Annotated in this window: 24 protein-coding genes; 21 read left to right on the top strand and 3 right to left on the bottom strand. The window is 63.5% G+C overall.

Annotation, left to right across the window (positions count from 1 at the left end):
* The first annotated feature begins 68 nt into the window (after positions 1-68).
* The 4 genes from fsa (at position 69) to FD715_RS09325 (ending at position 3,381) form a co-directional block, all read left to right on the top strand.
* A complete protein-coding gene (gene fsa, locus FD715_RS09340; RefSeq protein WP_147108598.1) occupies positions 69-722 on the top strand; it encodes a fructose-6-phosphate aldolase in 654 nt (217 codons plus the stop codon).
* Positions 723-1,016: 294 nt separating this feature from the next.
* On the top strand, positions 1,017-1,724 hold the full coding sequence (locus FD715_RS09335; RefSeq protein ID WP_147109308.1) for a DUF484 family protein: 708 nt from the start codon (positions 1,017-1,019) through the stop codon (positions 1,722-1,724).
* Positions 1,721-2,641: a tyrosine recombinase XerC gene (locus FD715_RS09330; protein ID WP_147108595.1), complete on the top strand. Its 921-nt coding sequence runs from the start codon at positions 1,721-1,723 to the stop codon at positions 2,639-2,641. Before FD715_RS09335 ends, FD715_RS09330 begins: the two co-directional genes overlap by 4 nt.
* 50 nt (positions 2,642-2,691) lie before the next feature.
* Complete coding sequence (locus FD715_RS09325) at positions 2,692-3,381, top strand: phosphatidylcholine/phosphatidylserine synthase (RefSeq protein ID WP_147108592.1); 690 nt, start codon at positions 2,692-2,694, stop codon at positions 3,379-3,381.
* Positions 3,382-3,494: 113 nt separating this feature from the next.
* On the opposite strand, the gene FD715_RS09320 is transcribed toward FD715_RS09325, so the two are convergent.
* Positions 3,495-3,944: a methylated-DNA--[protein]-cysteine S-methyltransferase gene (locus tag FD715_RS09320; RefSeq protein WP_147108588.1), complete on the bottom strand. Its 450-nt coding sequence runs from the start codon at positions 3,942-3,944 to the stop codon at positions 3,495-3,497.
* Between the two features lie 134 nt (positions 3,945-4,078).
* Between FD715_RS09320 and FD715_RS09315 the strand changes: the two genes are divergently transcribed.
* The 3 genes from FD715_RS09315 to FD715_RS09305 all read left to right on the top strand — a co-directional run bounded on the left by FD715_RS09315 (position 4,079) and on the right by FD715_RS09305 (position 6,700).
* On the top strand, positions 4,079-5,311 hold the full coding sequence (locus FD715_RS09315) for an MFS transporter (RefSeq protein ID WP_147108585.1): 1,233 nt from the start codon (positions 4,079-4,081) through the stop codon (positions 5,309-5,311).
* Between the two features lie 60 nt (positions 5,312-5,371).
* Positions 5,372-6,238 carry a 50S ribosomal protein L11 methyltransferase gene (locus FD715_RS09310; protein ID WP_147108582.1) on the top strand — a complete coding sequence of 289 codons (867 nt, stop codon included), beginning with the start codon at positions 5,372-5,374 and terminating at the stop codon, positions 6,236-6,238.
* 114 nt (positions 6,239-6,352) lie between these two features.
* Positions 6,353-6,700, top strand: coding sequence for a hypothetical protein (locus tag FD715_RS09305; RefSeq protein WP_147108579.1), 348 nt, complete (start codon positions 6,353-6,355; stop codon positions 6,698-6,700).
* A 97-nt stretch (positions 6,701-6,797) separates the two neighbouring features.
* On the opposite strand, the gene FD715_RS09300 is transcribed toward FD715_RS09305, so the two are convergent.
* A complete protein-coding gene (locus tag FD715_RS09300) occupies positions 6,798-7,007 on the bottom strand; it encodes a DUF1127 domain-containing protein (RefSeq protein ID WP_147108575.1) in 210 nt (69 codons plus the stop codon).
* Positions 7,008-7,352: 345 nt separating this feature from the next.
* Between FD715_RS09300 and ruvC the strand changes: the two genes are divergently transcribed.
* From ruvC to FD715_RS09280, 4 genes are read left to right on the top strand one after another with little or no spacing between them, the layout of a single operon-like run.
* Positions 7,353-7,856 carry a crossover junction endodeoxyribonuclease RuvC gene (gene ruvC, locus FD715_RS09295; protein WP_189799449.1) on the top strand — a complete coding sequence of 168 codons (504 nt, stop codon included), beginning with the start codon at positions 7,353-7,355 and terminating at the stop codon, positions 7,854-7,856.
* Positions 7,853-8,506 carry a Holliday junction branch migration protein RuvA gene (ruvA, locus tag FD715_RS09290; RefSeq protein WP_147108572.1) on the top strand — a complete coding sequence of 218 codons (654 nt, stop codon included), beginning with the start codon at positions 7,853-7,855 and terminating at the stop codon, positions 8,504-8,506. The genes ruvC and ruvA overlap by 4 nt, the downstream gene beginning before the upstream one ends.
* A 42-nt stretch (positions 8,507-8,548) precedes the next feature.
* The gene (gene ruvB, locus FD715_RS09285) at positions 8,549-9,583 is read left to right on the top strand and encodes a Holliday junction branch migration DNA helicase RuvB (protein WP_147108569.1); all 1,035 of its coding nucleotides are present in this window, start codon (positions 8,549-8,551) and stop codon (positions 9,581-9,583) included.
* A gap of 13 nt (positions 9,584-9,596) precedes the next feature.
* A complete protein-coding gene (locus tag FD715_RS09280; RefSeq protein WP_147108566.1) occupies positions 9,597-10,220 on the top strand; it encodes a hypothetical protein in 624 nt (207 codons plus the stop codon).
* Positions 10,221-10,248: 28 nt separating this feature from the next.
* Here the strand turns inward: FD715_RS09280 and FD715_RS09275 are convergent, their stop codons facing one another.
* Entirely contained in the window at positions 10,249-11,391 is a 1,143-nt protein-coding gene (locus FD715_RS09275; RefSeq protein WP_147108563.1) for a lytic murein transglycosylase, read from the bottom strand.
* Between the two features lie 553 nt (positions 11,392-11,944).
* On the opposite strand from FD715_RS09275, the gene FD715_RS09270 reads away from it, so the two are divergent.
* From FD715_RS09270 to ftsH, 10 genes are all read left to right on the top strand, one after another.
* Complete coding sequence (locus FD715_RS09270) at positions 11,945-13,078, top strand: carboxylate-amine ligase (RefSeq protein ID WP_147108560.1); 1,134 nt, start codon at positions 11,945-11,947, stop codon at positions 13,076-13,078.
* 68 nt (positions 13,079-13,146) lie between these two features.
* Positions 13,147-13,536, top strand: coding sequence for a YbgC/FadM family acyl-CoA thioesterase (locus FD715_RS09265; protein ID WP_147108557.1), 390 nt, complete (start codon positions 13,147-13,149; stop codon positions 13,534-13,536).
* Positions 13,537-13,639: 103 nt separating this feature from the next.
* On the top strand, positions 13,640-14,335 hold the full coding sequence (tolQ, locus tag FD715_RS09260; RefSeq protein ID WP_147108554.1) for a protein TolQ: 696 nt from the start codon (positions 13,640-13,642) through the stop codon (positions 14,333-14,335).
* A gap of 3 nt (positions 14,336-14,338) precedes the next feature.
* Positions 14,339-14,806, top strand: coding sequence for a protein TolR (gene tolR / locus FD715_RS09255; protein WP_147108552.1), 468 nt, complete (start codon positions 14,339-14,341; stop codon positions 14,804-14,806).
* A gap of 4 nt (positions 14,807-14,810) precedes the next feature.
* Positions 14,811-15,917 carry an energy transducer TonB gene (locus tag FD715_RS09250; protein WP_147108550.1) on the top strand — a complete coding sequence of 369 codons (1,107 nt, stop codon included), beginning with the start codon at positions 14,811-14,813 and terminating at the stop codon, positions 15,915-15,917.
* Complete coding sequence (gene tolB, locus FD715_RS09245; RefSeq protein WP_147108547.1) at positions 15,914-17,230, top strand: Tol-Pal system beta propeller repeat protein TolB; 1,317 nt, start codon at positions 15,914-15,916, stop codon at positions 17,228-17,230. The genes FD715_RS09250 and tolB overlap by 4 nt, the downstream gene beginning before the upstream one ends.
* An 88-nt stretch (positions 17,231-17,318) precedes the next feature.
* Positions 17,319-17,840: a peptidoglycan-associated lipoprotein Pal gene (pal, locus tag FD715_RS09240; RefSeq protein ID WP_147108544.1), complete on the top strand. Its 522-nt coding sequence runs from the start codon at positions 17,319-17,321 to the stop codon at positions 17,838-17,840.
* An 18-nt stretch (positions 17,841-17,858) separates the two neighbouring features.
* Positions 17,859-18,686, top strand: coding sequence for a tetratricopeptide repeat protein (locus FD715_RS09235; protein WP_147108541.1), 828 nt, complete (start codon positions 17,859-17,861; stop codon positions 18,684-18,686).
* A 3-nt stretch (positions 18,687-18,689) separates the two neighbouring features.
* Positions 18,690-19,937 (top strand): tRNA lysidine(34) synthetase TilS, encoded by a 1,248-nt coding sequence (gene tilS / locus FD715_RS09230; RefSeq protein WP_147108538.1) that lies wholly within the window; start codon positions 18,690-18,692, stop codon positions 19,935-19,937.
* Positions 19,938-20,014: 77 nt separating this feature from the next.
* Positions 20,015-21,931: an ATP-dependent zinc metalloprotease FtsH gene (gene ftsH / locus FD715_RS09225; protein ID WP_147108535.1), complete on the top strand. Its 1,917-nt coding sequence runs from the start codon at positions 20,015-20,017 to the stop codon at positions 21,929-21,931.
* Positions 21,932-21,976: the final 45 nt, after the last annotated feature.

Raw genomic sequence — 21,976 nt, 5'->3', positions numbered from 1 at the left:
TTCAGTCTTCACCCGCCATGAGGTAAACGCTGCTCAAGCAAACGCCAAGCCATCAAGAGAGGCCGCACATGAAATTCTTCGTAGACTCAGCCGAGATTGACGCCATCGCTGAACTCAATGACCTTGGCATGGTCGACGGCGTCACCACAAACCCGTCGCTGATCCTGAAATCCGGGCGCGACATCCTCGAAGTGACCAAGGAAATCTGTGATCTGGTCGACGGCCCCGTCAGCGCCGAAGTGGTCGCGCTCGAAGCCGACGACATGATCGCCGAAGGCCGCAAACTGGCCGAGATTGCCGAGAACATCACCGTCAAGCTGCCGCTGACCTGGGACGGGCTTAAGGCCTGCAAGGTGCTGTCGGGCGAGGGCAAGATGGTCAACGTCACGCTCTGTTTCTCCGCCAACCAGGCGCTGCTCGCAGCCAAGGCGGGTGCATCCTTCATATCGCCCTTTATCGGACGTCTCGATGACATGCACATCGACGGTCTGGAACTGATCGAGGACATCCGCACCATCTACGACAATTACGGGTTCGAGACGGAAATCCTCGCCGCTTCGATCCGGTCGGTGAACCACATTCAGGACTGCGCCAAGATCGGCGCCGACGTCATCACCTCGCCGCCCGATGTGATCAAGAAACTCGCCGGGCACCCGCTGACGGACAAGGGCCTTGATGCCTTCCTGAAAGACTGGGCCAAGACGGGACAGAAAATCCTGTAATTCAGGGCTTTCCGGCCCGTCTCAGCATCACACGAAGCGCATCCGGTCCCAGCGGGAAAATGCGAGGGGCCGGTCCGTGAGCAGTGGCTTCGGGTGCGGTGTTCATGAACGGGATATGTCAGGGCGGGGCAGCCCAATCACGGGGAAGTTGCAGACCCGCTTCCCCGGTCGTGGCGTCACTTTCGTGCGCCGTGGCAACAACACGCCACCATCCGGACAATTATTCCAAGTTCGGTGCAGATTTCACGAATCGGCTGTGTTATGACACCGCCCAAGATCAAGAACAGGTACGGTATGAGCAGCCAGCCCAAGATTGATGACGCCCTGCGCGCGGCGATCATCTCGCGACCCGATGTCATTCTCGACGACAAGGATCTGATGCACGCGCTCATCGCCGCCAATGAACGGGCCATGGGCGGCAACATCGTGGACCTGCGCGGCCTCGCCATGGAACGGCTTGAGGCGCGGCTTGATCGGCTGGAGGACACGCACCGCTCCGTCATCGCCGCAGCCTACGAAAACCTTGCGGGCACCAACCAGATCCACCGCGCCATCCTCCGCATGCTCGACCCGACCGAGTTCGAGGCGTTTCTGCGCGACCTTGGCGGCGAAGTCGCCGAAATCCTGCGCGTCGATGCCGTCAAGCTGGTGCTCGAGTCGGTCCAGAACGACAAAGACCCCGCCTTGCAGCGGCTCGGCGATGTGCTCAGCGTGGCCGAACCCGGCTTTATCGACGACTACCTGACCGACGGACGCGGCGGCAATGTGCGGCAAGTGACATTGCGCCAGCTGCAGGACGCCGACCCCGAAGTTTACGGCGACACCGCGACATGGATCCGATCCGAGGCGTGCCTGAAACTCGACTTTGGCGACGGTCGCCTGCCGGGCCTTCTGGTCATGGGCGCCGAAGACCCGCACATGTTCGGCCCGCAACAGGGCACTGACCTGCTGTCGTTCTTCACAGGTGTCTTCGAACGCGCTATGCGGCGCTGGCTGGGATGAGCCTCATTTCCCCCGCCGCCCGCGACGCGCTGGAACACTTCCTGGCGCACGAGCGCGCGATCAAGGGGGCAGCGGACAACACGATCACCGCCTATGGCCGCGACATCACCGAGTTCCTATCCTTCATGACCGAACATTCGGGCCAGACACAGGGGCTTGGCGCTCTGGCTCGCATCGACACACGCGATATGCGGTCGTGGATGGCCCGCACGCGGGCAGGGGGCGTCAGTGCCCGCTCGCTGGCGCGCAAGCTGTCAGCGGTCAAGGCGTTCTACAAGTGGCTCGCCAACCGTGAAGGGTTCGAACCTACGGCGGTCCTCAGCACTCGCGCCCCGAAGTTCACAAAGAAGCTGCCGCGCCCGCTTGACGAAAGTGCGGCCCGCGAACTCCTCGACATCACCCCGCTGCAATCCGACAAACCCTGGGTCGGCCTGCGCGACACCGCCGTGCTCACATTGCTCTGGGGCTGTGGCCTGCGCATCTCCGAAGCACTATCGCTCACCGCCGGACAAGCGCCGCTGCCCCAAGTGCTTCGGATCACCGGCAAGGGCGGCAAGGAACGGATCGTCCCGGTCATCGACGCCGCCCGCGACGCGGTCGATACCTATATGAACGCCTGCCCCTACGACCTGCCCGCCGACGGCCCGCTCTTTCGCGCCATCCGCGGCGGCCCCCTCGCGCCCCGAGCGATCCAAAAGGTGATGGCCAACGCACGGATGCAACTGGGCCTGCCCGCCAGTGCCACGCCCCACGCCATGCGGCACAGCTTTGCCACGCACCTCCTGAACGCGGGCGGCGACCTGCGGGCCATCCAGGAACTCCTCGGCCACGCCTCGCTGTCCACGACCCAGGCCTACACCGCCGTCGACACCGTCCGGCTGATGGAGGTCTACGCCAAGGCCCACCCCAAGGCCTGACACGTCGCGTCCGTCTTGAAACCTGTCCCGCAATCGACCATGAGACCCGAATGACTTTGCAAATGCGCGCGCTCGGCGTTCACCTTCTCACCGCCACCGGTGCGGTCTTTGCCATGCTGGCCATGCTGGCCGCGGTCGAGGCTGAATGGGACCTGATGTTCCTCTGGCTCGTCGTGGCCTTCTTCGTCGACGGGATCGACGGACCACTGGCGCGCAAATATGACGTCAAGACAAACGCCCCCGAATTCGACGGCGTGCTTCTGGATCTGATCATCGACTACCTGACTTACGTCTTCATACCGGCCTTCGCGCTCTTCGCCTCGGGCCTCATGGCGGGCTGGACAGGCTGGGTCGCGATCATCCTGATCACCTTCGCCAGTGCGATGTATTTCGCCGACACGCGGATGAAGACCAAGGACAACTCCTTTTCCGGCTTCCCCGGCTGCTGGAACATGGTGGTGCTGGTGATCTTCGCGCTGGAGCCGACGTTCTGGGCTTCACTGGCGCTGGTCACGGTCCTCGCGGTGGGCATGTTCCTGCCCGTCAAATTCATCCACCCCGTGCGCACAGAACGCTGGCGGTGGTTCAGCCTGCCCATGGCGCTTGCGTGGACGTTCTTTGCAGGCTGGGCGGCATGGGTCGATTTCCACCCTGAAAGCTGGGCGCATTGGGGGCTGGTGATCACGTCGCTCTATCTTCTCTTCGCGGGTATCGCCCAGCAGCTCTTCCCACAACGTTGAACCGTTTTCCGACGCGGAAAACGGCCCGGACACTGAGGCAGTGTCCGGCCACCCGCAGCGCCCGTTTTCCGCGCCGGAAAACGAACCGGAAACCGCGCCGGTTTCCGCCACGCTCAAATCAGAAAACCACCCTCATGGCGCAAAAGCGCAACCTTGGTCTCAACCCCGCCTTCGCCAGAAAACCCGGTCAACCCCTTGGCCCCCATGACGCGGTGACACGGAATGATGATCGGAATGGGATTGCCGCCACAGGCCTGACCTACCGCCTGCGCAGGCACGCCCAAGCGCTTGGCAATATCGCCGTAAGTGATGGTCTGCCCAAACGGGATTTCGGACATGGCAGCACAGACATCGCGCTGGAACTGCGACCCGCGCACCTCAAGCGGCAGGTCAAAGACCTCAAGCTCTCCCGCATCATAGGCGCGCACCTGGTCCACTGCCGTATCCAACACGTCGGACCGATCCGCACGACCCGACACACCCCAAGTCATGCGCACGATAGCGCCGCGATCTTCTGTCAGGGTGAGGTCCCCGAATTGCGTCTTTATATCGGTGCACAGCATGGCGTCACCGTGCGTCGGATGGACGGCCACCCGCAACCCGGAACATGCGCTTGCGGGCACCTGTGCGCTTTCGGACCGCCACTTGTGCGCTTTCCGCTCTCGTATTTGTGATGCAAAGGCCGTAAGCCAAGACGATGGCCAGATATGTGACACTCCAGAATGCGCAGACCTTGCCGCGATGGCAGCGCCCCACGGCGCTGCTGTTCCTTATGGCGTTCGCTATGCCCATCGGGTTCTCGGTCTGGCTGGCCCTGCTCAACAACTTCGTGGTGGACGCCGCGAATTTCGACGGGGCCGACATTGGCCTCCTCCATGCGATCCGCGAAATCCCCGGCTTCCTTGCCGTCGGTGTCATCCTCGTCATCATGGTGATGCGCGAACAGGTGCTGGGGCTCGTGTCGCTTGTCATGCTGGGCGTGGCGACGGCCCTGACGGCACAGTTCCCGGAGATGGGCGGCATCCTCGCGCTGACCTTCATCTCGTCCATCGGCTTTCATTACTACGAAACGGTCAACCAATCCCTGCAACTGCAATGGCTGCCCAAGGACCGCGCCCCCCAAATGCTGGGCTGGCTCATGGCAGCGGGCTCCACCGCCACTTTCCTCGTCTATTTCGTCATCATGATCCTCTGGGAACCGCTGGGTCTGACCTACAACACCGTCTACATGGTGGGCGGCGGTATCACCGCGGCCATCGCGATCATTGCGATGTTCGCCTACCCGCAGTTCGAGGCACCCACCCCACAACTCAAGACCTTCGTCCTGCGCCGCCGCTACTGGCTCTACTATGCGCTCCAATTCATGTCGGGCGCGCGGCGGCAGATCTTCATGGTGTTCGCGGGCTTCATGATGGTCGAAAAGTTCGGCTTCGAAGTCCACGAGCTGACCGCGCTCTACCTCATCAACCTGATGGTCAACATCCTTGTCGCACCGCTGCTGGGCCGCATCGTCGCCCGCTTTGGCGAGCAAAAGGCTTTGATCTTTGAATATGCAGGCCTCGTCTGTGTTTTCCTGGCCTACGGTGGTGTCTACTTCATGGGCTGGGGCCTGATGATCGCGGCGGTCCTCTACGTGCTCGATCACATCTTCTTCGGCCTCGCCCTGGCGCTCAAAACCTACTTCCAGAAAATCGCCGACCCCGCCGACATCGCGCCGACGGCGGCCGTGGCCTTCACCATCAACCACATCGCAGCCGTGGGCCTGCCCGTGCCCCTGGGCCTCCTCTGGCTCTTCTCGCCCGGCGCAGTCTTTTTGTTGGCGGCAGGCATGGCCGCCACCTCACTTTGCCTCGCCCTCCTGATCCCGCGCCACCCTGTGCCGGGGCATGAAACCCGGCTCACTGGCGCACTGCCAACACCGGCGGAATAGATCGCTTGCCCGGGTAGGCGCGCGCCGCTAAGGCTCCGCGCAACGGCAACGGAGACGATCATGCCCACATGGACCGCCCTCACCACGCTCAACGGCAAGGCGCAGGCTGAAGCGCTTGGCGTAGCCCTCGAAAACCTCGATCCCGAACCGACAGGTATCGGCGTCTTTGAGGTCGAAGATGACAGCGGCCTCTGGGAAGTCGGTGCCTATTTCACCGACCGTCCCGACGACACCGCCCTCTTGCTCCTCACAACAGCGATGGACGCAAAACCCTTCACCGTCTCCGAACTGCCCGAAACCGACTGGGTCGCCCATGTCAAACGCGAGCTTGCCCCGGTCGAGGCCGGGCGCTTCTTCGTCTACGGCTCCCACGACGCAGACAGAGTGCCCGCAGACAAACACCCCCTGCTGATCGAGGCGGCGATGGCCTTCGGCACCGGCCACCACGGTACGACGCTTGGCTGTCTCAAGGCGCTCGACCGGCTGGCGGATGCCGGTGTGACGGCGGACAAAGTGGCCGACATCGGCTGTGGCACCGCGGTGCTGGCCATGGGTGCGGCCGCAATCTGGGACGCCGACATCATCGCGAGCGACATCGACGCCCAAGCCGTGGACGTGGCCCGTGCCAACCTGCACGCGAACGACATGGAGAGCCGGGTCAAACTGGCCGAGGCCGCAGGCTTCGACCACCCCGATCTCGCCGGTCCATTCGATCTGATCTTCGCCAATATCCTCAAGGGGCCCCTGATCGCGCTGGCGCCCGACCTGTCCGAACGGCTCACATCCGGCGGGCACGCGATTCTATCGGGCATCCTCAACGAACAGGCGAACGACGTGGTGGCTCACTATACCCAGCACGGAAACAGTCTGAGCCACCGTGAAGAGATTGGTGAATGGACGACCCTCACGCTGCAAAAGACGCCCTAATTCGCCAGGGTTTTTAACGGCTTTTGACGCATTTGCCCAGATTTTGCCACATTTCGCAGGCATCTAGTCGTTTGAATCCGGTGGGGGCTGGTTCAGAGTTCACGAGGCTGCCGCATGGTCGAGACTCAACAACACTTTCGCAAGCGCCTGACAGGCTTGGGCCGCAAACACGCGGCCATGTCCAACGGATACACCACGCGGTTGCGCGGTGACGGACTGATCGTTGTCCAACCCCGCCGTCGCTATCGCCCCAACATACCCGCGCGCGGACTGCTGGCCCTCGTGGCGGGCTTTTTTGTGTTCAAGGCCATCATGTTCGCCTCGCTGGGCGACATCACCTACAACGAACGGGTCGCCAAGCTGCAGCAGGGCGCGTATCTCGAACAGCTCGGTTCAACACTGATGCAGGCCGACGACGTGACGCAGTTTATCGCAGGCTTCATCGACCCCTTCATCAAGTAACTCGCACGACCCTCCAAAGAAAAGCCGCGGCACCCCAATCGGGTCCGCGGCTTTCGCTGTTTGCACAGCGCGTCCAGTCTCGGGGAGGAGAGACGTCTTAGTGGCGGTTTGCCACGTCATCGATGTCGCCACGGACCAGGCCGATATCTTCAAGCTCACGGTCAGTCAGGGCGTTCAGGGCGTTGCGGGTCACACGGGCGTCGTTCCAGGCCACCACTTGGGCGATCAGGTTGGAAACAAAGCCTTTGAATTGGCCTGCAACGGGGGCAGCGCCATACGCGGGGCGGGTGGTGTCGAAAGCAGCCATTGCAGCAGTCCTTTTTCGATATGGTTATGCCGAACTCTTCGGCGTTGTGCTGCGCATTTAGGCGCGATGAAAACCCGCCACAAGTTGTCAAATCTCATACGTGATATGCGTTTTTTGCATGCCAAGTTAATGCTGTAACCATATGGAAAAATGGCGAAAGTTTTTGCACATGCCGCAATTTCAGCTGCTTGCACCGCCTGTTATCGACGACCCAAGTGGACCAATGTCGAAAACGGACAACCCTCATGTCGCAAACGGCCTGCCATTGTTAACCCTTGGCGGATGTTCGCCTTTCGTGCTACGCCAAGAAAAAAGCGAAATGCACACGGGCGAGGGCGGCACATCATGCGAATTCTGGGCATCGACCCCGGCTTGCGCCACATGGGATGGGGCATCATCGACGCCGATGGTCCGCGTCTGCGGCACGTCGCCAACGGCATCTGCAACTCAGCGGGCGATGACCTGTCCCTGCGCCTGCTCAGCCTCTTTGACCAGATCAGCGCCGTCATCGCGGACCACGCGCCTGACACGGCGGCCGTCGAACAGACCTTCGTGAACAAGGACGGCGCGGGCACCCTGAAACTCGGTCAGGCGCGCGGGATCGCGATGCTGGCCCCCGCCCGCGCAGGGCTCAGCGTCGGCGAATACGCTCCGAACGCTGTCAAGAAAACGGTCGTCGGTGTCGGCCACGCTGACAAACGCCAGGTCGCGCACATGGTTCGCGTGCAACTGCCCGGCGTGCAGATCGCAGGGCCAGACGCCGCCGACGCGCTCGCCATCGCCATCTGCCACGCCCATCACGGGGCTGGACAAGGGCTCGCTGCCGCTGTCGCACGGGCGCGCGCATGATCGGGAAACTCTCGGGCCGCATCGACTATAAGTCCACCGATCACGTCCTGATCGACGTGCGCGGCGTGGGTTACATCGTCTATTGCTCCGACCGCACGCTTGCTGCGCTCCCACCCGTGGGCCAGGCCTGCGCGCTCTTCACCGACCTCGTGGTGCGCGAGGATCTCATGCAACTCTTCGGCTTCCAGACGCTCGTGGAAAAGGAATGGCACCGCCTACTGATGTCTGTGCAGGGCGTTGGCGCCAAGGCCGCGCTCGCCATCCAGGGCACGCTCGGCCCCGATGGCGTCAGCCGCGCCATTGCGCTCGGGGACTGGAACGCGGTCAAGGCCGCCAAGGGCATCGGTCCCAAGATCGCGCAGCGCGTCGTGCTCGACCTCAAGGATAAGGCACCCTCGGTCATGGCAATGGGCGGCACAGTGGCCGAAGCCACAGGTGACGCCCCAGCCGAAGCCGACGTTATTGAGCCAATGCCCGTCGCCACCCCACCATCCTCTGCACAAGCCGATGCACTCTCGGCCCTCGGCAACCTTGGCTACGGCCCCTCCGATGCGGCCGCCGCTGTAGCACAAGCCGCAGGCGAGGACCCGCAGGCCGACACCCCCGCGCTCATCCGCGCCGCGTTGAAACTCCTGGCTCCGAAAGGGTAGAGGGTGGGGCGGAGGACACCTCCGCCTTACGATGAGGACACCATGACCGACGCCTCCGATCCGACCTTGCGCGGTGCGCCCTTGCCTGACGATGACGCGGGTGGGTTCGACCGAGCGCTGCGTCCACAGCTTCTTGAGGATTTCGTGGGCCAGGCCGAGGCGCGCGCCAACCTGCGCGTCTTCATCCAGTCCGCGAAACAGCGGGGCGAGGCGATGGACCACACCCTGTTCCACGGCCCCCCCGGCCTGGGCAAGACAACGCTCGCCCAGATCATGGCGCGCGAATTGGGCGTGAACTTCCGCATGACCTCCGGTCCCGTGCTGGCCAAGGCGGGTGACCTCGCCGCCATCCTCACCAATCTTGAAGCGCGCGATGTTCTCTTCATCGACGAAATCCACCGCCTCAACCCGGCGGTCGAGGAAGTGCTCTATCCTGCGATGGAAGACTTCGAACTGGACCTCGTGATCGGTGAAGGCCCCGCCGCCCGCACCGTCCGCATCGAATTGCAACCCTTCACACTGGTGGGCGCCACGACCCGCATGGGCTTGCTCACCACGCCCTTGCGCGACCGTTTCGGCATCCCGACACGCCTGCAATTCTATACCGAAGATGAGTTGTTCACGATTGTCGAACGCAACGCCCGCACCCTTGGCGCCCCGGCGGACGAAGGCGGCGCGCGAGAGATCGCCCGCCGCGCCCGCGGCACCCCGCGCATCGCCGGGCGGCTCTTGCGCCGGGTCGTGGATTTTGCCGTGGTCGATGGCGATGGTCGCGTGACCCGCGAACTGGCCGATGCCGCGCTCACCCGTCTTGGCGTCGATCACCTCGGCCTCGACGGTGCCGACCGACGCTATCTCAAGCTGATGGCCGAGCATTATGGCGGCGGTCCCGTCGGCGTCGAAACCCTCAGTGCCGCGCTCAGCGAAAGCCGCGACGCGCTGGAAGAGGTGATTGAGCCCTACCTGCTGCAACAGGGCCTGATCCAGCGTACGCCGCGCGGCCGGATGCTCGCCCAACGTGCGTGGCGGCATCTGGGACTCGAAGCACCGCGTCCCACAGGCGACTTGTTCGATTAATCAAAGGTTAACGATGCGACCGGAAGATATAGAAGCGCTCTTCACCCGCGACAGCGGCGATTACACCTTCGCCCGCTGGGGCCGCCCGCTGGCCCCGGTGGTGTTCGGCGTGCAGGACGAAACCCTCGGCGTGATCAAAGGCGCGGTCGAGGCCGTGTGCCAACTGGCAGGCCATGAAATGGCAGAGACGGACCCAGAGCTTGGCTCGAACTTCATGTGGTTCTTCTTTTCCGACTGGTCGGAGTTGCCCGAGGTGCCGGGCCTCGACCGCCTCGTTCCCGACCTCGCGCCGCTCGTGCAGCGCCTGCAGGCTGCAGATGCCAACCAGTATCGCATCTTCCGCTTTGACGAGGCAGGCGCGATCAAGGCCTGTTTCGTGTTCCTGCGCATGGACAAGCACCTGAGCGCTGTCCCCGCGGAGACACTCGCACTCAGCCAGACGGTGCAATCCATCCTGCTCTGGTCCGACCTGGCTTTCGGCGACCGTTCCCCGCTCGCCGTAGCGGGCGAAACAACGGTGCTGCGCCCCGACATCGCAGGCTTGATCCGCGCGGCCTACGATCCGGTGATGCCGGTCTGCGCCGATGATCCGTCCCACGCGCTGCGCCTGAGTGCGCGGGTGCAGGCGGCCAGTTAGGCTGTCCCCGCGGGGACGGATCTCGCAGCTAGCCGCCTAATCTGCGCAGCAACTCCGGCGAGGGATCGCCCGTTGCCGCCAATCCTTCGCTCGTCTGGTAGGCGGTGATTGCTGCCCGCGTGTTGTTGCCGATCACGCCGTCTGCGCCTTCGGTGTCGAACCCGCGCGCAGTCAGGCGGCGCTGGAGGTCAATGCGATCGTCTTTGGTCAGTCCGAACCGGTCCGGTGGGAAGCTCCCTCGCAAGGGGCCTCCGCCTGCGATGCGGTCGGCGAGGTGGCCGACGCCGATGGCGTAGCTGTCGGAGTTGTTGTAGGTCTTGATAACCCGGAAGTTGCGCGTCACGGCAAAGCGTGGGCCACCCGGTTGGGGCTGGATGATGTTGCCCGAGGCGCTGCCGTCCGTCACCTCGCGACCCCAGCTTTGACCCGACTGCCAGCCGTTGCGCGAGAGGTACGCGGCGGTGGAGGCGAGGCTGTCAGATGGATCTTCGGACCAGATGTCGCGCCGCCCGTCGCCAGTGAAATCCACGGCGAACGCTTGGTAGGACGTCGGGATAAACTGCGTGTGTCCCATAGCGCCTGCCCATGAGCCGGTCATGTTGGCAGGTGTCACGTCGCCCGATTGCAGGATGCGCAGTGCCTCGATCAGCTGCTTTTCAAAGAACGCGCCACGTCGGCCGTCAAAGGCGAGGGTCGAGGTGGCGGAGATGACAGGCACGTCGCCGCGCCGTTCGCCGTAGAAACTTTCCAGACCCCAAATGGCGGTGACGATGTTGGCGGGCACGCCGTAGCGTGCCTCGACTGCGTTGAGGGTCGAGCGGTGGCGGTCGAAGGCGGCGCGGCCTTTGGAGATGCGCTCGTCCGAGGCGGCGATGGAGAGGTAGTCTTCGAGCGTGCGCGTGAACTCGGTCTGGTTGCGGTCGCGGCGCACGACGCCGGGCAGGTAGCCGGCGTCGCGGAAGGCGGCGTTCAGCGTGGATTGAGAAATGCCCTGCGATGCCGCGCGGCTGCGGAAGCTGGCGACCCAGGCGTCATAGGCCGCGTTCGGGGCAGGGCGCAGGTCGGGGGGCAGGCCCGCCGGCGCGCTGCTGCCTGTGGGCACGGCGTCGGCGCAGGCGGAGAGGGTGACGGCACCTAAGCCGAGCAGGAGCGTTCTGCGGGTGAGGGTCATGTCGGGTGCCTGTGTTTTTGTGACTGCTGGGCGGAATCTTAGGCAAGTCGAAGGGGTCTGCAAAGGCTTGGCGTTCATCCGGAACGGCGCCAAATTGCCGGTGTCCCCGCGGGGACGGCGATTTGTCCCCGCGGGGACAAGGGGTTCATTGCACTTAGGGGATCTTTACCGCCCTGTGATTTGTACCCGACTTCAATGGCTTGGGACAGCGCGCGGTGGATTTCGACGAAATTAACCATTGTGGCGCAGACTGACGCACGATCCGGTGCGGTTGATGGCTTTTGGCACTCTTGCGGGATCAAACCTGCAGCGGCGCAGCCGGTCGCGCCGCGAACAGAGACAGGTCCAACCCAAAACATTCTGAGCGGTCACGTCCCATCCTGAAGTGCTTTCCGTGGCTCTTTTGTCTGTCCGCTCCGGTGCGCTGTCGCTGAGATTGCCCTTTGACCTGCATCCTCATGATGGCCGATGATTGGCGGAACGGAGCGACACCTTATGTGTTGATCACCGGCGGGTCCGGTCCCTGTCGATCCGCGTTTACGGAGACTTGGCTATGGCGCGCAGCGAACCGTCGTTCACACTTGGCATCGAAGAGGAATACCTGGTCGTCGATGCCACGACCCTTGATCTGGTGGCCGCCCCCGAGGAGTTGATGCGGGACTGTGCCGACAAGCTGGGCGATAAGGTGAGCCCTGAATTCCTGCAATGCCAGATCGAGGTTGGCACGGGCGTGTGCAAGACGATTGCCGAGGCGCGGGCGGATCTGGCGGATATGAGGCGCACCGTGAAGGCGTGCTGCAACGCGTACGGGCTGGAGCCTGTGGCGGCGTCGACGCATCCGTTTGCTGAGTGGCAGGAGCAGGAGTTCACGGACAAGGAACGCTACCGCGCGTTGGAAAAGGATCTGGCCGGGGTGGCGCGCCGGATGCTGATTTGCGGCATGCACGTGCATGTGGGGATCGAGGACGAAGACCTGCGGATCGACCTCTTGAACCAGTTTTCGTACTTCCTGCCGCATCTGCTGGCATTATCGACATCCTCGCCCTTTTGGGAGGGGGTGGAGATGGGGCTGCATTCCTACCGCTTGGCGGTGTTTGACAACCTGCCGCGCACGGGGCTGCCGCCGCTGTTGTCGAGCTACGCGGAATATCAGCGGTCTGTTGGCACCATCATCGACACCGGTATCATCGAGGATGCCAGCAAGATCTGGTGGGACTTGCGTCCGTCGCGGCAGTTTCCGACGCTGGAATCGCGGATTTGCGATGTGGTGCCGCGGCTGGACGATGCGGTGGCGATTGCGGCGGTGACGCAGAGCCTGATGCGGATGCTTTATACGCTGGGCCGCGAGAACAAGCGGTGGCGGCAGTATGATCGGTTCCTGATCGAGGAGAACCGGTGGCGGGCGCAGCGCTATGGGCTGACCAAGGGGCTGATTGATTTTGGCGCGGGCGAGATTGTGCCCTTTGCCGACATCCTCGAGGATCTGATTGGGCTGTTGGAGCCCCATGCGGCGCATCTCGGCTGTCTCGACGAGTTGCGGCAGGTGCGCGGGATATTGGAGCGCGGCACCAGTTCACAGCGGCAGGTCGCGGTCTACGGGCAAGCGCTTGAGGCCGGGGCAAGCGAAGCTGAGGCCCTGAAAGAGGTGGTGCGGTCGCTCGTGGCCGATTTCAGCGCGGGGATTTGAGCGGCGGGTGCGCCTTGCGCAGGTCGGGGTCGTCGTGATCTATGGTCGCGTCACAGGCCGGAGACACCATGAGCCCGCATCGCTTTCCGCTGACCGTTTATTATGAAGACACGGACATGGCCGGTGTCGTCTATTACGCCAACTACCTGCGCTATATCGAGCGGGCGCGGTCGGAGATTGTCGAGTTGTGCGGGCTGGATCAGGTGGCGATGCGGGCCGAGGGCCTCGTCTTTGTCGTCACGCGGGTGGAGGCGGATTACATCTCGCCCGCGCGGATGGCGGATCGGTTGGAGGTTGTCACCACTCACCAGGCCGCAAGCCCGGTGCGCTGGACCTTTGATCAGGAGGTGCAGCGGGACGGGCAGGTGTTGTTCCGGGCCCATGTGGTCGCCGTGACCATGACAACGGCCGGAAAACCGGTGCGTTTGCCCGCGGAAATCCGCGCAATGAACACATAATACCGGTGTTCTGACGCCGAAGTGATAGCTTTCCCCTGTCCTTTGCCTTAGTCTTTGCGCCAGACAAGAGCCGAAGAAGCGGCCAAACAAAAGAGCAGGCAGTATGGAAGCAGAAGCGCTCGCCCTGGCGCACGAGGTTGATTTCTCGATGTGGGGGCTTTTCATGCGCGCGACCCTGACGGTGAAACTGGTGATGATCATTCTGATCGTCGCCTCGTTCTGGGCGTGGGCCATTATCATTCAAAAAATCCTGGTGTACCGCCGCGCGCGGACGGAGGCCGACCGGTTTGACCGGGCGTTCTGGTCCGGCGAGCCCTTGGATGGGCTGTTTGACCAGATCGGGCCGGAGCCCGATGGCGCGTCCGAAAAGGTGTTTGCCGCTGGCATGATCGAGTGGCAGCGGTCGCATCGCGAGGATGGCGGGCTGATCGCCGGGGCGACGAGCCGGATTGACCGCAGCATGGATGTCGCGATCGCCAAGGAGGCGGAGAAGCTGCAGGGCGGGCTGACCATTCTTGCCACCGTGGGGTCGTCGGCGCCGTTTATTGGTCTGTTTGGGACCGTCATCGGCATCATGAACGCCTTTATCGAGATTGCGGAGCAGCAGAATACGAACCTGGCCGTTGTGGCACCCGGTATTGCGGAGGCGCTTTTGGCCACGGGTTTGGGGCTGTTGGCCGCTATTCCGGCGGTGATCTTCTACAACAAGCTGACGGCGGACAGTGACCGGATCGTGGCGGGGTACGAGGCGTTCTCGGACGAGTTCGCCACCATCCTGAGCCGCCAGTTGGACGGCTGAGCCATGGGTGCGGGTGTCATTCAGAACGAACGCAGCGGGTCGCGCCGCCGCCGCCGTCGGGCGCAGCCGATGTCGGAGATCAACGTCACGCCTTTTGTCGATGTGATGATGGTGCTTCTCATTATCTTCATGGTGGCGGCACCGCTGCTGACCGTGGGTGTGCCGGTGAACCTGCCTGAGACGGCGGCCAATGCGTTGCCGACCGATCAGGAAGAGCCGTTGACCATCACGGTTACTGCGACGGGCGAGATCCAGATTCAGACCACGCCTGTGGCCCGTGACGAGCTGATTGGCCGTTTGCGCGCCATTGCGGCCGAGCGTGACGGGGATCAGGTTTTTTTGCGGGCCGATGGTGCGGTGCCGTACGAGCAGGTGATGCAGGTGATGGGGGCCCTCAACGCCGGTGGGTTTTCGAACATCGGCCTTGTGACCGATATTGGCGGGCCGACGCTGGACGGCGAGGAGGGGTAACCCCTTGAACACCGGACAGGTCATATCGGGCATCGGGCATGCGGGCCTGATCGGCTGGATGCTGTTTGGCGGGTCCTTCCAGTCCGAGCCGTTGCCGTTTGAGGTGACGGAGGTATCCGTGATCTCGTCCGATGCGTTCGAGGCGATGATGCCCAGCGGGCCGATCCCGGATACTGTGACGGATGTCGCTTTGCCTGTGCAACCGGATGTGGCGCCCGATCCGGTCGAAACACCGGTGCCGGATGAGGCGGTTGTGGCGGAGCCGCCGGAGCCGACCCCTGCGCCCGAGCCCGATGTTGTGCCGGAACCGCCAGCGCCCGAGCCGGAGCCGGAGGTGGCGGATGATGCGCCTGTGCAGCCCGCGCCGCAGGATCAGGCGGTGGTTGTTCCAGACCTCGCGCAGCGCCCTGTGCCGCGTGCAGCGGAGCGTGTGGCGCCAGACCCTGTCGCGCCGCCAGAACCGGAGGCTGCCCCCGATGATGTGCAGCAGGATGCTGTAACCGAAAGCGACACGGGCGAGAGCCAACGAGAAGCGCAAGAGGCGACGGCGCCCGAAGAGGCAACGACTGAGATTGTGACCGAGGCGGAGGAGCCTGCGGGTGCGCCGACCTCCTCCATCCGTCCGCCCGCGCGGCGGCCCAGCCCGCCGGTGCAGAGGGCGGAGCCTGCCCCTGAGCCAGAGGCGCCTACGCCTGCGGCGGAACCGGCAGACACCAGCGATGACGTCAACGATGCCTTGCGTCAGGCGCTGGCTGGAGCCGAAGATCAAAGCCCGGTGCCGCAGGGCCCGCCGCTGTCGGCAGGGGAAAAGGATGCGCTACGCGTGGCGGTGTCGAATTGCTGGAACGTGGGGTCGCTGTCGTCGGAGGCCTTGCAGACCACGGTCGTCGTGACCGTGGACATGAGCCAGGACGGCAAGCCGGTGGTCCCGTCGATCACGCTGGCGTCGAGTTCTGGCGGGAGCCAAGCTGCGGCCCAGCAAGCCTTTGAAGCGGCGCGGCGTGCGATCATTCGCTGCACGCGCGACGGATATGACCTGCCTGCCGAGAAGTACGGGCAGTGGCAAGAAATTGAGATGACGTTCAATCCCGAAAGGATGCGTATCAAATGATGGTTCGAGTGCTTTTCCTGATCGCGATGTGTCTGGCGCCTGCCTGGGCGGCGGCGCAGAGTGGCCCCTTGCGGATCGAGATCACTGAAGGGGTGATCGAACCCTTGCCCGTCGCCATTCCCGACCTTGTGCCCGAAGGCGGGGCGGCCGGGGATTGGGGCCAGCGTATCGCGCGCGTCGTGGCCGAGGACCTGACGGGCACGGGCCTCTTCCGGGAGATCCCGTCATCGGCCTTTATCAGCCAGGTCAGTGATTTTGCGGCACCCGTGCAATATGCGGACTGGAAGGCGATCAACGCGCAGGCCCTCGTGGCGGGCGCGGTCAGCGTGAACGGCAACCAGATCAGCGTGAAATTCCGCCTCTATGACGTGTTCTCCGGTGCGGAACTGGGGGACGGTCTGCAACTGGCGGGCACGACGGATGCATGGCGGCGGATTGCGCACAAGATGGCCGATGTCGTCTATTCCCGGATCACGGGCGAGACCGGCTATTTCGACAGCCGCGTCGTTTTTGTCAGCGAGACGGGGCCGAAGGATGACCGCCGCAAGCGGTTGGCGATCATGGATTATGACGGGGCGAACATTCAGTACCTCACGGGGTCGGAGGCCATTGTGCTGGCGCCGCGCTTTTCGTCCACGGGCGACCGGGTGCTCTATACCAGTTACGAGACGGGCTTTCCGCGTATCTACGTTCTGGATGTGGGCAGCGTGCAGCGCCGGGTGCTGGAAAGCCAGCCTGGGACGATGAGCTTTGCCCCGCGCTTTGCCCCGAACGGGCAGACGGTGGTCTATTCGCTGACGCAGGGGGCGAATACTGATATCTGGTCGATGGACGTCAATTCGGGCCAGTCGCAGCGCCTGACCTCGACCCCGGCCATCGAGACGGCGCCGAGCTTCAGCCCCGATGGCACACAGATCGTGTTTGAAAGCGACCGGTCGGGTACGCAGCAGCTTTATGTCATGCCTTCGGGCGGTGGCGAGGCGCGGCGGATTTCCTTTGGCGAGGGGCGCTATGGCACGCCGGTGTGGTCGCCGCGCGGGGATCTCATTGCCTTTACCAAGCAGTCCAAGGGACGGTTTCACATTGGTGTGATGCGCACCGATGGCTCGGAGGAGCGGTTGCTGACGGCGTCGTTCCTCGATGAGGGGCCGACATGGGCACCAAATGGGCGCGTCATCATGTTTTCGCGTGAAACTCAAGGGGCTGCGGGGCGTTCGACGCTTTATTCCGTGGACATCACGGGCCGCAATCTGCGCCCGGTGCGCACGCCCGATGGCGGGTCGGACCCGTCCTGGGGGCCATTGCAGAATTGAAGGGTTGCGTTTTCCTCTGACCGAGGAACGTGATAGTCTGAACATAAGATGCCGCCAGAGCGGCGCGATAACCAGAGAGGCAGAGGCCATGAAACTGAGAACATCCATGTTGATGCTGTGCGCGGCGCTGGGAGTGGCCGCCTGTACCAATCCGGCGCGTCTGGGCGGTGCCGGGGCAGGGAATGATCCGTTTGCGAACGGTGCCACTGGCGGCGTGGTGCCGGGCAGTGCGTCCGATCCCGCTTCGCCCGCGTATTTCCAGCAGGCCGTGGGTGACCGGGTGCTGTTTGCCGTGGATCAGTCCACGCTGACGCCCGAGGGCCGCGCGACGCTGGATGGTCAGGCCGTGTGGCTGCTGCAGAATGCCGATTTCACTGCCGTGATCGAGGGGCATGCCGACGAGCAGGGCACGCGTGAGTACAACCTGGCCCTGGGCGCGCGCCGCGCCGATGCGGCCCGCGCCTATTTGGTAAGCCAAGGTGTGCAACCGGGCCGCTTGCAGGTCGTCAGCTACGGCAAGGAGCGTCCCATCGAGGTGTGCAGCGAAGAAGCCTGCTATGCCAAGAACCGTCGCGCTGTTACGGTATTGGCAGGCGGCCTGACCGGGTAGGCCGAGACGACAAGGGGCATGTCCGTGGGGAAACGGTTTTTTGTAGGGATTGCGGTGGCGCTTGCGCTGGCTGCGCCGGCTGTGGCGCAGGATCAGACCCTTGCCGATATTCGGCAGGAGTTGATCGTGCTGAACACCGATGTGCAGCGCCTGAAGCGTGAGTTGTCGACCACAGGCGGCGTTGGCGGTGGTGTGACCGGTGGCGGCTCGGTTCTGGATCGTGTCGACGTCATCGAACGTGAGTTGCGCCGCCTGACCGACAAGACCGAGCAGCTGGAGTTCCGGATCAATTCCGTCGTGACGGATGGCACCAACCGGGTGGGCGATTTGCAGTTCCGTCTGTGCGAGTTGGAGCCTGGCTGCGACATTGCCGCCTTGGGCGATACGCCGGTGTTGGGCGGAGGCGAGGCGCCCGCCGTGACCCCTGCGCCGCAGCAACCGGCGCCAAATGCCCCGCAACTGGCCACGCAGGAGGCAGCAGATTTCGAGCGGGCGCAGGAGGCGCTCGCATCCGGTGACTTTCGAGCCGCCGCGGACCAGTTTGCGACCTTTAATCAGACCTACCCGGGTGGCCCCCTCGCAGTAGAGGCCGAGGTGCGCCGGGGCGATGCCCTTGAGGGCTTGGGCGATGTGCGCGAGGGCGCGCGGGCCTACCTGTCGGCCTTTACTCTGTCGCCCGAGGGCCCGCTGGCCGCCGAGGCCCTCTATAAGCTGGGCGCGGCCCTGGGCCGGTTGGGTCAGACGCAAGAGGCCTGCGTGACGCTGGCCGAAGTCGGTGTGCGCTTTCCTGGTGCGCCCGTGATCGCCGATGCTCAGGGTGCGATGCAGAACATCGGCTGCTCCTGATCCATGCTGGCCCCGCTTATCGCTGCGATTGAGGCACAGCTTGGGGCTGCGCCGCCTGCCAGATTGGGCGCGGCGGTGTCTGGCGGCGGAGATTCGGTGGCGTTGCTTGCGGCGCTTGTACCTTATTGTCGCGACAACGGCGTGGAATTGCATGTCATCACGGTCGATCACGGTCTGCGCGAGGAGGCCAAGCAGGAAATCGCGCTGGTCACCAACCTGTGTTCAAAGTGGAACCTGGCGCATCATGTGGAGTATTGGACCGGCTGGGATGGGCAGGGCAATCTGCAGGCTGCGGCCCGCGATGCCCGGTACGAGCTGATTGCGGACTGGGCCTATGCCAACCGGATTGGCATCGTCGCGCTGGGCCACACGGCTGATGATCAGGCCGAGACGTTTCTGATGCGCCTTGCCCGCGGGGCGGGTGTCGACGGGTTGAGCGCCATGGCCGCGCGCCGGGTCCGCCATGGGATCACCTGGGTGCGCCCGTTTCTGGGCATCGAGCGGTCGGCGCTGCGCAACTACCTGCGCGCGGCGCAGATTGCGTGGTGCGAGGATCCCAGCAACCAGTCGCGCCAGTTCGAACGGGTGCGCGTGCGTGATGCACTCACCATTCTGGGCACGCTGGGCATCAGGGCCGAGACGCTGGTCGAGGTGGCTGATCACATGGCGCGCAGCCGCGAAGCCCTTGATTGGCAAACCTTTTTGGCGGCACAGGACATGGCGCAGGTGATCCACGGGGTCATCGCCATTGACCTGGCCAAGTTCCGTCTGCTGCCCCAGGAAATCGCCCGCCGGTTGATGGTGCACACGCTCGGCTGGACCTCGCAACACACCTACCCGCCGCGCAAGGAGCCGGTGGCGCGCGCCATTGCCGCCGTGCGCACAGGTCAGAGTGCGACACTGGATGGCTGCCAGGTCTGTGTCGAAAACGGGATGATCTGGGTGTTCCGCGAGTTGAACGCGGTCAAGGACATGGTCTGTGAAGTGGGCGACATGTGGGATGACCGCTGGCTGATCACAGGGCCCGAAGACGACCCGGATCTGGAGGTGCGCCCGCTGGGATACGAGGCGTTGGCAGGCATCGACGGGTGGCGCGAGATTGGTTTGCCGCGCGCGGCGCTCGCTGCGTCCCCTGCGGTTTGGTACAACGATGAACTGGTCGCGGCCCCGTTCGTCGGGTTCGACGATGAGTGGACGGCAGAGCTGGACGGCGGCAAAGATGCCTTTTTCGCCGCACTTTTATCTCATTGAACATGTGCGCGGCATAGCTATCTTAGGTGAAACGGTGCGCGCGGAGGTCGTGCGCCGGTGAAATCAGGAGATTTTCCTTGGGAAATGCACGTAATATCGCCTTCTGGGTTGTACTGTTTCTGCTGATCCTCGCGCTGTTCAACCTGTTTGGCGGGTCGGGCAACACGCTGCAAAGCCGCGAGATCACCTATTCCGAGTTTGTGAGCGCCGTTGAAGATGGCACTGTGACATCCGCTACGCTGGACGGTGAACAGGTGCGCTTCCGCCGCGGGTCCGAAGAGTTCGTGACCATCAAGCCCGAAGACGCCGCTGTGACCGACCTGCTGATCGCGAACGAGGTGCCGGTGCAGGTGGAGCCGCAACAGCAGTCGGGCTTCCAGACCTTTATCATCTCGCTGCTGCCCTTCCTGCTGCTGATCGGTGTCTGGGTTTACTTCATGAACCGGATGCAGGGCGGCGGCAAAGGTGGCGCCATGGGCTTTGGCAAGTCCAAGGCCAAGATGCTGACCGAAAAGCATGGGCGTGTGACCTTTGATGATGTGGCCGGCATTGACGAGGCCAAGGACGAGTTGGACGAGATCGTTGAGTTCCTGCGCAACCCGCAGAAATTCTCGCGTCTGGGCGGCAAGATCCCCAAGGGCGCGCTGCTCGTGGGCCCTCCCGGCACTGGTAAGACGCTGCTGGCCCGTGCTGTGGCTGGGGAAGCAGGCGTGCCGTTCTTCACCATCTCCGGTTCTGACTTTGTTGAGATGTTCGTGGGTGTGGGTGCGTCGCGTGTGCGTGACATGTTCGAGCAAGCGAAGAAGAACGCGCCCTGTATCGTGTTTATCGACGAGATTGACGCCGTGGGTCGCCATCGTGGCGCCGGCTATGGCGGCGGCAATGACGAACGGGAGCAGACCCTCAACCAGCTGCTGGTTGAGATGGACGGGTTCGAGGCCAACGAAGGCGTGATCATCATCGCGGCGACCAACCGTAAGGACGTGTTGGACCCTGCGCTGCTGCGTCCGGGCCGTTTCGACCGTCAGGTGACCGTGGGCAATCCCGACATCAAGGGTCGTGAGAAGATTTTGGGCGTGCATGCGCGCAAGACGCCGCTTGGCCCCGATGTTGATCTGCGCATCATTGCACGCGGGACGCCGGGCTTCTCGGGTGCTGATCTGGCGAACCTCGTGAACGAGGCGGCATTGATGGCCGCACGTGTGGGCCGCCGCTTCGTCACCATGGTCGACTTTGAGAGCGCCAAGGACAAGGTCATGATGGGGCCGGAGCGCCGCAGCATGGTCATGACACCGGAACAGAAGGAAATGACCGCCTATCACGAGGCCGGGCACGCGCTGGTCGGGCACCTGCTGCCCAAGTGTGATCCCGTCTACAAGGCGACGATCATTCCGCGCGGTGGTGCGCTGGGTATGGTGATGAGCCTGCCCGAGATGGACCGGCTGAACATGTTCAAGGACGAATGCCACCAGCGTTTGGCCATGACCATGGCCGGTAAGGCGGCCGAGATCCTGAAATATGGTGAGGATCAGGTGTCCAATGGTCCGGCTGGCGACATCATGCAAGCCTCGGCCCTGGCCCGTGCGATGGTCCTGCAATGGGGCATGTCGGACAAGGTCGGCAACATTGACTATTCCGAAGCGGCCCAGGGCTATCAGGGCAACACGATGGGCTTTTCCGTCTCGGCCAACACCAAGGAGTTGGTGGAACAGGAAGTGCAGCGGTTCATCCAGGACGGTTATGAACTGGCGCGCAAGATCATCCAGGAAAACGAGGAAGAGTTCGAGCGTTTGGCGCAGGGCCTTCTGGAGTACGAGACCCTGACCGGCGAAGAGATCGAGCGCGTGATGCGCGGCGATCCCCCGCATGCGCCCGACGATGATGAGGGTGGGTCCAAGGTCGAGGACAAGAAGCCGAGCCTCACCGCCATCCCCAAGGCCAAGAAGAAGTCCGGCCCTTCCGGCGATGGTGGCATGGAACCGGAACCGACCTGACATTCCATTTGCTGAAATCAGCGTCACAAAAAGTCATTGGCCCCG

It is taken from the genome of Tateyamaria sp. syn59, assembly GCF_007995245.1.
Taxonomy (GTDB): Bacteria; Pseudomonadota; Alphaproteobacteria; order Rhodobacterales; family Rhodobacteraceae; genus Tateyamaria.
The sequence above is the reverse complement of the archived record's forward strand: the minus strand, read 5'-3'. Positions and strand labels throughout refer to the sequence as shown.

Bases quoted from the DNA above. Each gene is read 5' to 3' on its own strand.
- FD715_RS09335 (WP_147109308.1), top strand. From the start codon at position 1,017: ATGAGCAGCCAGCCCAAGATTGATGACGCCCTGCGCGCGGCGATCATC.
- ruvA (WP_147108572.1), top strand. From the start codon at position 7,853: ATGATCGGGAAACTCTCGGGCCGCATCGACTATAAGTCCACCGATCAC.
- FD715_RS09325 (WP_147108592.1), top strand. From the start codon at position 2,692: ATGACTTTGCAAATGCGCGCGCTCGGCGTTCACCTTCTCACCGCCACC.
- ruvC (WP_189799449.1), top strand. From the start codon at position 7,353: ATGCGAATTCTGGGCATCGACCCCGGCTTGCGCCACATGGGATGGGGC.
- FD715_RS09315 (WP_147108585.1), top strand. From the start codon at position 4,079: ATGGCCAGATATGTGACACTCCAGAATGCGCAGACCTTGCCGCGATGG.
- FD715_RS09275 (WP_147108563.1), bottom strand. From the start codon at position 11,391: ATGACCCTCACCCGCAGAACGCTCCTGCTCGGCTTAGGTGCCGTCACC.
- FD715_RS09300 (WP_147108575.1), bottom strand. From the start codon at position 7,007: ATGGCTGCTTTCGACACCACCCGCCCCGCGTATGGCGCTGCCCCCGTT.
- FD715_RS09330 (WP_147108595.1), top strand. From the start codon at position 1,721: ATGAGCCTCATTTCCCCCGCCGCCCGCGACGCGCTGGAACACTTCCTG.
- FD715_RS09270 (WP_147108560.1), top strand. From the start codon at position 11,945: ATGGCGCGCAGCGAACCGTCGTTCACACTTGGCATCGAAGAGGAATAC.
- FD715_RS09305 (WP_147108579.1), top strand. From the start codon at position 6,353: ATGGTCGAGACTCAACAACACTTTCGCAAGCGCCTGACAGGCTTGGGC.
- FD715_RS09265 (WP_147108557.1), top strand. From the start codon at position 13,147: ATGAGCCCGCATCGCTTTCCGCTGACCGTTTATTATGAAGACACGGAC.
- tolQ (WP_147108554.1), top strand. From the start codon at position 13,640: ATGGAAGCAGAAGCGCTCGCCCTGGCGCACGAGGTTGATTTCTCGATG.
- FD715_RS09235 (WP_147108541.1), top strand. From the start codon at position 17,859: ATGTCCGTGGGGAAACGGTTTTTTGTAGGGATTGCGGTGGCGCTTGCG.
- pal (WP_147108544.1), top strand. From the start codon at position 17,319: ATGAAACTGAGAACATCCATGTTGATGCTGTGCGCGGCGCTGGGAGTG.
- ruvB (WP_147108569.1), top strand. From the start codon at position 8,549: ATGACCGACGCCTCCGATCCGACCTTGCGCGGTGCGCCCTTGCCTGAC.
- tilS (WP_147108538.1), top strand. From the start codon at position 18,690: ATGCTGGCCCCGCTTATCGCTGCGATTGAGGCACAGCTTGGGGCTGCG.
- fsa (WP_147108598.1), top strand. From the start codon at position 69: ATGAAATTCTTCGTAGACTCAGCCGAGATTGACGCCATCGCTGAACTC.
- FD715_RS09310 (WP_147108582.1), top strand. From the start codon at position 5,372: ATGCCCACATGGACCGCCCTCACCACGCTCAACGGCAAGGCGCAGGCT.
- tolR (WP_147108552.1), top strand. From the start codon at position 14,339: ATGGGTGCGGGTGTCATTCAGAACGAACGCAGCGGGTCGCGCCGCCGC.
- FD715_RS09320 (WP_147108588.1), bottom strand. From the start codon at position 3,944: ATGCTGTGCACCGATATAAAGACGCAATTCGGGGACCTCACCCTGACA.
- tolB (WP_147108547.1), top strand. From the start codon at position 15,914: ATGATGGTTCGAGTGCTTTTCCTGATCGCGATGTGTCTGGCGCCTGCC.
- FD715_RS09280 (WP_147108566.1), top strand. From the start codon at position 9,597: ATGCGACCGGAAGATATAGAAGCGCTCTTCACCCGCGACAGCGGCGAT.